This window comes from Salipiger mangrovisoli (assembly GCF_015223355.1).
Lineage (GTDB): Bacteria > Pseudomonadota > Alphaproteobacteria > Rhodobacterales > Rhodobacteraceae > Salipiger > Salipiger mangrovisoli.
On sequence record NZ_JADFFK010000059.1, the window covers coordinates 1 to 7,135 of the forward strand.

The 7,135-nt window shown below is 63.2% G+C and carries 7 protein-coding genes and 1 pseudogene; 1 reads left to right on the forward strand and 7 read right to left on the reverse strand.

What is annotated here, in order from left to right:
• Window positions 1–160: 160 nt before the first annotated feature.
• Together IQ782_RS29050 and IQ782_RS29055 are read right to left on the reverse strand one after the other, a co-directional pair.
• The gene (locus IQ782_RS29050; protein ID WP_194138149.1) at window positions 161–1,096 is read right to left on the reverse strand and encodes a glycosyltransferase; all 936 of its coding nucleotides are present in this window, start codon (window positions 1,094–1,096) and stop codon (window positions 161–163) included.
• A gap of 7 nt (window positions 1,097–1,103) precedes the next feature.
• Window positions 1,104–1,259, reverse strand: coding sequence for a hypothetical protein (locus tag IQ782_RS29055; protein WP_194138150.1), 156 nt, complete (start codon window positions 1,257–1,259; stop codon window positions 1,104–1,106).
• Window positions 1,260–1,429: 170 nt separating this feature from the next.
• Between IQ782_RS29055 and IQ782_RS29060 the strand changes: the two genes are divergently transcribed.
• Window positions 1,430–2,587 (forward strand): DegT/DnrJ/EryC1/StrS family aminotransferase, encoded by a 1,158-nt coding sequence (locus IQ782_RS29060; RefSeq protein ID WP_240989664.1) that lies wholly within the window; start codon window positions 1,430–1,432, stop codon window positions 2,585–2,587.
• A gap of 34 nt (window positions 2,588–2,621) precedes the next feature.
• Here the strand turns inward: IQ782_RS29060 and IQ782_RS29065 are convergent, their stop codons facing one another.
• From IQ782_RS29065 to IQ782_RS30105, 5 genes and pseudogenes are all read right to left on the reverse strand, one after another.
• Entirely contained in the window at window positions 2,622–3,596 is a 975-nt protein-coding gene (locus tag IQ782_RS29065) for a glycosyltransferase (protein WP_194138151.1), read from the reverse strand.
• Between the two features lie 749 nt (window positions 3,597–4,345).
• Entirely contained in the window at window positions 4,346–5,026 is a 681-nt protein-coding gene (locus IQ782_RS29070; protein ID WP_194138152.1) for an acetyltransferase, read from the reverse strand.
• A gap of 569 nt (window positions 5,027–5,595) precedes the next feature.
• Window positions 5,596–5,826, reverse strand: coding sequence for a hypothetical protein (locus tag IQ782_RS29075; RefSeq protein ID WP_194138153.1), 231 nt, complete (start codon window positions 5,824–5,826; stop codon window positions 5,596–5,598).
• A 216-nt stretch (window positions 5,827–6,042) separates the two neighbouring features.
• The gene (locus IQ782_RS29080; RefSeq protein ID WP_194138154.1) at window positions 6,043–6,255 is read right to left on the reverse strand and encodes a hypothetical protein; all 213 of its coding nucleotides are present in this window, start codon (window positions 6,253–6,255) and stop codon (window positions 6,043–6,045) included.
• 241 nt (window positions 6,256–6,496) lie between these two features.
• A pseudogene (locus IQ782_RS30105) lies at window positions 6,497–7,055 on the reverse strand (hypothetical protein); the annotation flags it as partial.
• Window positions 7,056–7,135 lie beyond the last annotated feature (80 nt).

Below are 7,135 nucleotides of genomic sequence, written 5' to 3' on the forward strand. Positions count from 1 at the left end.
GGCTTAACAACGACGAGAGACCCAGCGCCAAATCCGGCACCACAGGCGAGGCTCCCGAGGGCGCCCCGGGGGAGGGGCCCCGGCACCGCCTAAGCGACAAGACAGCGAGCGCCGCGCCGCCCGCAGGCCGGAAGGTCGCGACAGCCGAACCTCCAGCGGGCTATTTCCTGCGCGCCCGCAGCCATTGTTGCAGCAGTGACAGCAGCGAGGTTTCGTCCAAACGCCGCTCCAGGTAAACGTGGCGGTCCGTGTCATTGACCATTTTCAGGAAGCGCCGCATCGATCGATGGTACATCCTGTGGTCACCGCTGACGAGATGGTGCAACCCGATGCAGGCCTGCGCAAGTTGCGCCATGGCCATCTTCTGGTCGCGCTTCTGCATCGACAGCGTTCCGCCCGCATGGATGCGATAGTTTGCGCGCGGTAAATCCGGCAGAAAGCGGCCGCGGCCATGGGCTCCGAGAAGTGCCCAGACGGTCAGATCCCCGATGGACGAATTGCGGATGTATTCCGGTGGCTTGCGGCCCAGAAAGATGTTGCGATAGCAGGCCGTCACCGTGTTGATCGGGCGCCCGAGCTTGAGATCGTCAGGGCTCAGGTCGCGCTCCAGGCCGCCGACATAGTCCTCGATGATCCCCTCGTCCGAAATGGCCCGGACGCTGCCATAGGTCAGCGCCACGTCCGGCTCCGCTTGCAGTACGGCGACCTGCCGGGCCAGCTTGTCTGGGTCGCTCCAGAAGTCATCGCCGTCGCAGATCGCGATGAACTCGCCGCGCGCAGCGGGAAAGATGAAACCGTACTGCGGGTTGAGGCCCTTGGAATACATGTTCTGAGTCTGGAAGATCGGCCGGATCACGTCGGGGTGCCGCGCGGCATAGTCTCGGAGGATCGCGGGTGTGCCATCGGTGGAGGCATCGTCATGCACGATGACTTCGACACGGAATTCGCAGCGCTGCTCAAGAATGCCGTCGAGGCAGCGCGCAAGATAGGCCTCGTGGTTGTAGGTCACGCAGCAGACCGTCAAAGTGACAGCCATGTCCTCGGGGTAGTGCCGTTCAGAGACGGGGCGCACGGAAAGCGGCAGGGAGGGTGTCATGGCTGCGTCACCGGTGGAGCCCCTCGGCGCGCTCGTCCAGGAGGGCAACCGGCTCGACGATGTTCTGCACCGTCCCGCGAAGTCCCGCGGGGGTTGTGAGCGACTGCACGGTCGGGGGTACCTTGGGTTGCGTCTGCGCCTTGCGCCTGCCGAAGGGTCTCACGTCTGCCTCCTCCTGTGTCCGATCGTTCCTCCCAATTAATCGCGTGAAAGTCCAGTCCCGGAGCGGCCTTGCCAATGCCAATGGGAAAAGCCTGGGAATTGCGCGGCAAAGTCAGTTGAATCAGGCGCCGCCTTCCTGCATACCTCTGGGGACTTTTAGGACCTTCGAGATTGAACGACACACGCGACCCTTCCGCTGCTGCCGCTGATGCGAGCACCACCCCAGATATCTTCGTCACCAAGCCCGCATTGCCGCCGCTGGACGAATTGATCCCGCATCTCAAGGCGATATGGGACAATGGTATCCTTACGAACTGCGGCCCCTACCATGCCCGTCTTGAGACGGCGCTGGTGGAATACCTCGGCGTCAATCAGATCTCGCTCTTTGCCAATGGCACGCTTGCGCTGGTTACCGCCCTGCAGACACTCGACATATCCGGCGAGGTGATCACCACACCCTTCTCCTTCGTCGCGACGGCCCATGCCCTGCTTTGGCGCGGGATCAAGCCGGTCTTCGTCGACGTGGACCCGCGGACTCTCAACATCGACCCGGCCAAGATCGAGGCGGCGATCACCCCGGAAACGACGGCCATCCTCGCAGTGCATTGCTTCGGGCATCCGGCTGATGTTGACGCCATCGACGCCATCGGCAAGCGCCACGGCCTCAAGGTCATTTACGATGCCGCCCACGCCTTCGCCGTCGATTGCCACTGTGGCAGCGTGCTCAACCACGGTGATCTCTCGGTGCTGAGTTTCCACGCGACCAAGGTGTTCAGCACCATGGAAGGCGGTGCCATCATCAGCCCGAACCCCGAGATCAAGGACAAGATCGATAAGCTGAAGAACTTCGGCCATGACGGCGAAATCAAGGTTATAGATACCGGTCTGAACGCCAAGATGAGCGAGGTCGGCGCGGCCTTTGGCCTGACGCTTCTCGACCGCATTGACGGCTTTATCGACCGACGTCGCGAGATTGATGCCCGTTACCGTGCGCGGTTGGCGCAGGTGGCCGGAATCCACCCTCTGGGCGACGCAGGCGAGGCGAAGCCCAACTTCGCCTACTTCCCAATCCTCGTGGGTGCGGACTATCCGCTGACCCGCGATCAGCTCTATTTTCACATGAAGGCGCACGGCGTGCATCCGCGCCGCTACTTCTACCCGCTGATCACCGAGTTTCCCATGTACCGCCAGTTCGTCTCCAGCAGCCGCCACGATCTGCCCATTGCGACGCAGGCCTCGGAGAGGGTGCTCTGCCTGCCGATCTACCCCGACCTGTCGGATCAGGACGTGGACCGGGTGATCGCGCTGATCGAAGAGGGCGCGGACTAGCGGGCGGGAGAAGCGCTGGCCGCATCCGGTCCCGTCAGTTTCGGGCGCTCAGTTTCTTGCGCAAGCGGGTACGCACGCGCAGCGACTCCCGTAGCGCCCCCAAGGAACGCAGGCGCGACCAGCGGTCGAAGCCGGGTTCGCGCAGAAGCCGGATGCCGTAATCGACCGTGGCCAGTTCTTGCGCGACCACGCTTTCCAGCTCCGCAGCGCCGATGGTGCGGCAGTCCCGCAGTCGCTGGCGTAGCGTGGCGGAGCGCAGGTCGAGCTTCTTCAGCAGCCTTTGGGTGCGCGCCTCCATGGCGTCCAGGGGCAGGTCGCGAAGGCTCTCCATGTTCGAAAGGCCGACCCCCACGCGGTATTCGATCAGCGGCTCGGGAACATGCACCACGCCCCCGGTCATCAGGGCTCGGAAGCAGAAGATCAGGTCGTCGAAGGTCGGCTCCTCGACGATTGGACCAAATCGGGTCATCACCTCCGGGCGCCAGGCGCAGGTCGCCCCGGTGCATAGGCCCATCGCCGTTGCTGCCCGGCTGAGAGGCATGGCGTCGAGCGCGTCCCGGCGGCTGTTGATTGCCCCCGTGCGGGCGCCTGCGGCGTCGATCTCGAAGGCGTCTGAGTGGATCAGCAGCAGCTCTGGATTTTCCTGCGCCACGGTCATCAGCCGCGAGACCCGCGTCGGTAGCGAGATGTCGTCACCGGCGTTGTAGACGATGAGCTCGCCCCGGCAGAGCGAGAAGATGTGGTTGAGATGGCCGATGAAGCCCATGTTGGGGGTGTTGCGGTTGAGCCGGATCGCATGTTTCCCGGCGTAGCCCGCCACGGCGCGTTCGATGAGGGCAAAGGTGTCATCCCCGGAGCCGTCATCGGAGAAGACGATCTCGAGGTTGGGGTAATCCTGCGCCAGTGCCCCGGCGACGGTCTCGGCGATGAACTCGGCTTGATTGTAGCTCATGACCACCAAGGACACGAGAGGCGCGCCGACCGACCTGGTCGCGGAGGCTTGTCTCATTTCGGTGTCGCCTGTCATGGCATGCCCTTCCTGCATCTGCTGCTGCCGAAGACGCGAACCGCACACCGGACCACGGCCCCAAAGTCCCGACCGATAAGCGGCGACATTTCGCATGAATCGCGCATGCAGAGCTCCTCTGCTCTGCCCGGGGCGGGCATAGCGGCACGGGGCAGATTTGTCCAACCTTGCCGGTCGCCTTTTGCCTGCGCGGCTTGCCGTTGCCTGTTTGACTGTGCGCCCCCGGCACCCTGTCCGTCGTCACGACCGCGAAACGCAGTTTGGCGGGCTGCGCTGGTCCGCGGCATCGTGCCAGAACGTGAACCCGTTATGCGTCGAACTGTCCGGGCGCGGGCGGCAGCGACTGATCCATCGTGAGTGACAAGAGCGTTCGGATGATCGCAGCCGCGCATGAGACAAACCGCCTGCAGGCGATCGCACGGCCTTCAAGGTCAGGGGGCGTCCGCAAGGTTGAAGGGTGACCGCCGCCCGCGCGGACGCCTTTGACGCCCTCAAGAGGCTCCGCGACCCGAGGCGCGATCTTCATTGCTGACCTGTCTGGTTCGGCGTTCATCGAGCCGCCCCACCTATGCAAACCCAACCCGGCATCCGCGAGGCCGGCAGCAGGCCAGCATCCGATCTCTTGCTCTCGCTTTCGTCGGATGCAGCAGGGCCCCATCGTAGGGATGGCACACGAACATGATAGTCTTTGGCGCGTCTAAGACGGCTGGCCGAATTCTGCGAGAATTGGCCTACGTTTTTTGAAGCAATCGGGCTGGATTTCCGACAACCGTTGTATACGGGGGCACATCTTTCGTCACGACAGCACCCATGCCCACGGTTGCGCCTTCGCCAATGATTGTGGGCTTGCCGTTGGCACCCTGTTTGATGACGGCGCCGGTCCCAATGTAAGCGAAGTCCCCGATATGCACATTCCCGTTGCAACTGACGCGGGGGGCAAACGTGACATAGTCCCCGAGCACGCAGTCGTGCGCGACGTAAGAGTATATATTGGCTTGAAAGAACTTCCCGATCTGCGCATTTGACGTGATGATGACGTTGTCACATATCGTCGCACCATCCCCGATTTGATTTTGATCATAAATTCGCGCAGATCCCGCCAATATCGAAATAGGTTCGCAATCAAAGGCCAGCAGGCGATCGCCAATATCCTTCCTGTGCCGTGATGAGCCTATCGCGATGTTGAAAAACTTATTCTTGACGTCTGCGGTGCAGAAATCCGCCTCGCTCATGATCTCATAACCGTTCAAGAGCGCAGCGCACGGCGTGGTCTCTACAAAAACGACTTTCACTGACTCTTCGGGGACGTGTGCAAAGCTTTTCGCGAGAAAGTCCTGCGCAACCGGCATGACCTCACGCGCAAAGCCGCCAGCCCCGATAATTCCAACCAAAACTTCTACACTGTTCGTCATTTGTCGTTCCATAAGTCGGCTTCCGCAGCGCTGCGGATAGAGTTCAGCAGGCATGTCAGGCAAATAGGCGTATCCGGAAGATCGAAGATCAATTGGTCATCCTGATGCCAACCATTCTCTAACCTGACCAGAGTTCACCGTCCACGAGTGCGGCCCATAGTGCCACCGCGCTATGGTGCCCACAACCGCCGGCAAGATCTGCACTTCGCGGTTGGACGGTGCGGAGCCGGAAGTTTCCGCCTGCCTCACGACGATGGTCTGGTGGGGTCGTCGGGACAATGCACCGCGATCGCGGGGCGGCGCATCCGCGTGCCGCGTCCTTCGATCCTGTCTCGACTGTCGGTGAGGTCCGGCAGACCGGCGCGTTCCGAGCGACCCGTTGGCCCTGGAACGCCACGCCGAGCGACCGTCGATGGCATGGTCCCCAATGACCTCTTCGTTTCAGGCGGCGGCCGTCGCTTCGACCTCGAAGAGCGAACCCGGCACCTCCAGGCGCGAGACCCCCACCAAGGTCATCGGCGGGGCAGGCCGACGGGTTCCAAACCGCGGGCCGATCGGGTCGAAGTTCTTCAGGCGTCATCACCACCCATCGAATGGACGCCAAGTTTGATCACTTTGCCCAGGTCAATTCCTGCGCCTTGCGGAACCGCATCCTGTTTGTCGTCCAGATACTGCGGGTTGCCGTCGGCGTTGAGCCGTTTGCCCTGCGCAACCCACCTGGCGCGCCGCGCCCCCGATGTTCTCCTGAGAGATTTGTTCGGCAAAGCCGGTGCAGAAGCGAACAGCGTCGAAATATGCACCCGTTTGTTGTGGGGGTGCCAGCATGACCATTCGCCTCTGTCATGGCGGTATTGTGCGCAGACTTCGCCGAAACAGCACGTCGACGGTGGACGCGCATGCCGAAGAGGCGGGCCAGTGCCGCAGAACCGTGCTGCGCGACATCGGCGCAATGCGCAATGACGGCTGCGTGTGCCATTCAGATGGGGACCGGGGAGGGGCTCCGGCTTGATCTGCCATCAGCGCAGGCATCGGCGCAGCTCCCAGTGCCAGAGGTCCTCGCCCTGCCGATCAGCGTTGCAGCCATGCGTGCCGCCGGAAACCTGCCCTTCCCGGAACGCGCGGGCGGCGGTCTCGCCAAGACCGAGAAGGCGTTGTCTGCCGACAAACTCGTGGATCTGCACGCGTTTCTCGACCGACTTCATGCCGGTGCCAGTCAGCGCCGCCCACATTGAACCCCTCGTTCGGCGCATCCACCCAGTCGCGCTGCCAGCTTGGCCAAGCTGACCCGGCGCGCGTCTTGAAGCGCCAGCTCTCTTTGCCGGTTTCGACGATGTCCTTGTCCAGATGCGCCTTGCCGGGTCCGGTGCCGCCGCTCTCGGCTCATTGCTCTGCAATGCCCTGCCGGGCAGTGGGTAAGCACGACCATGCGCTGCTGCTCCAGGACCTCCGCGCTGCGAACATCCACCCGCCGCCCTTGGGGGCTCTGCCCAGCTTGCGCTGAACGCGCCGCATGGCAGGTGGCAGATCCCCCTGCTTGAAGGGGGCACCATTGCGCAGGGCACCAGGCTGCCGTTCGGGCACGTGGATGTCCTGCAGCGGGTCGTAAACGTGTTTGCCGCGTCCGAAGTCGCGCGCATGCTCACCCACGGGCTTTCCATCCTGCCGGAGCGCGACGGGTGGCCTTTTCCCCATGCCTATTCAGGCGCGCGGGGCCGTTCATCGCTGCGCCACCGGGTCACGCCCGTTGGACCGCGGATCGACAAGACAATGCCCGCACCCCTGCGGGACGCTGCGATTGCAGGCCCGCTCCCGTCCCAGGAAGATCGTCTCCACCGCCGTCTTTTCGTCCGTCGCCGGCGGCTCAGACCAATGGCGCTTCACCGGACATTCCTCGCAGCGACGGCGGACCTTGGACGCTGTCGCAGAGGCCCGGCGCACAGGCACCGACGAAGACGGCGACTGCCCGGTCGTGTACGTCGAAGACCATCTCTTGCGTCTCGCGCGGATCGGCCCTGACGCAGAGCATGCGATGGGATAGTGCCCCCGCGCGTGGTGTAGGAGCGTCGACCTTCGGAGAGGTCCGGGTCTGATCAGGATGCCACGGCGGGC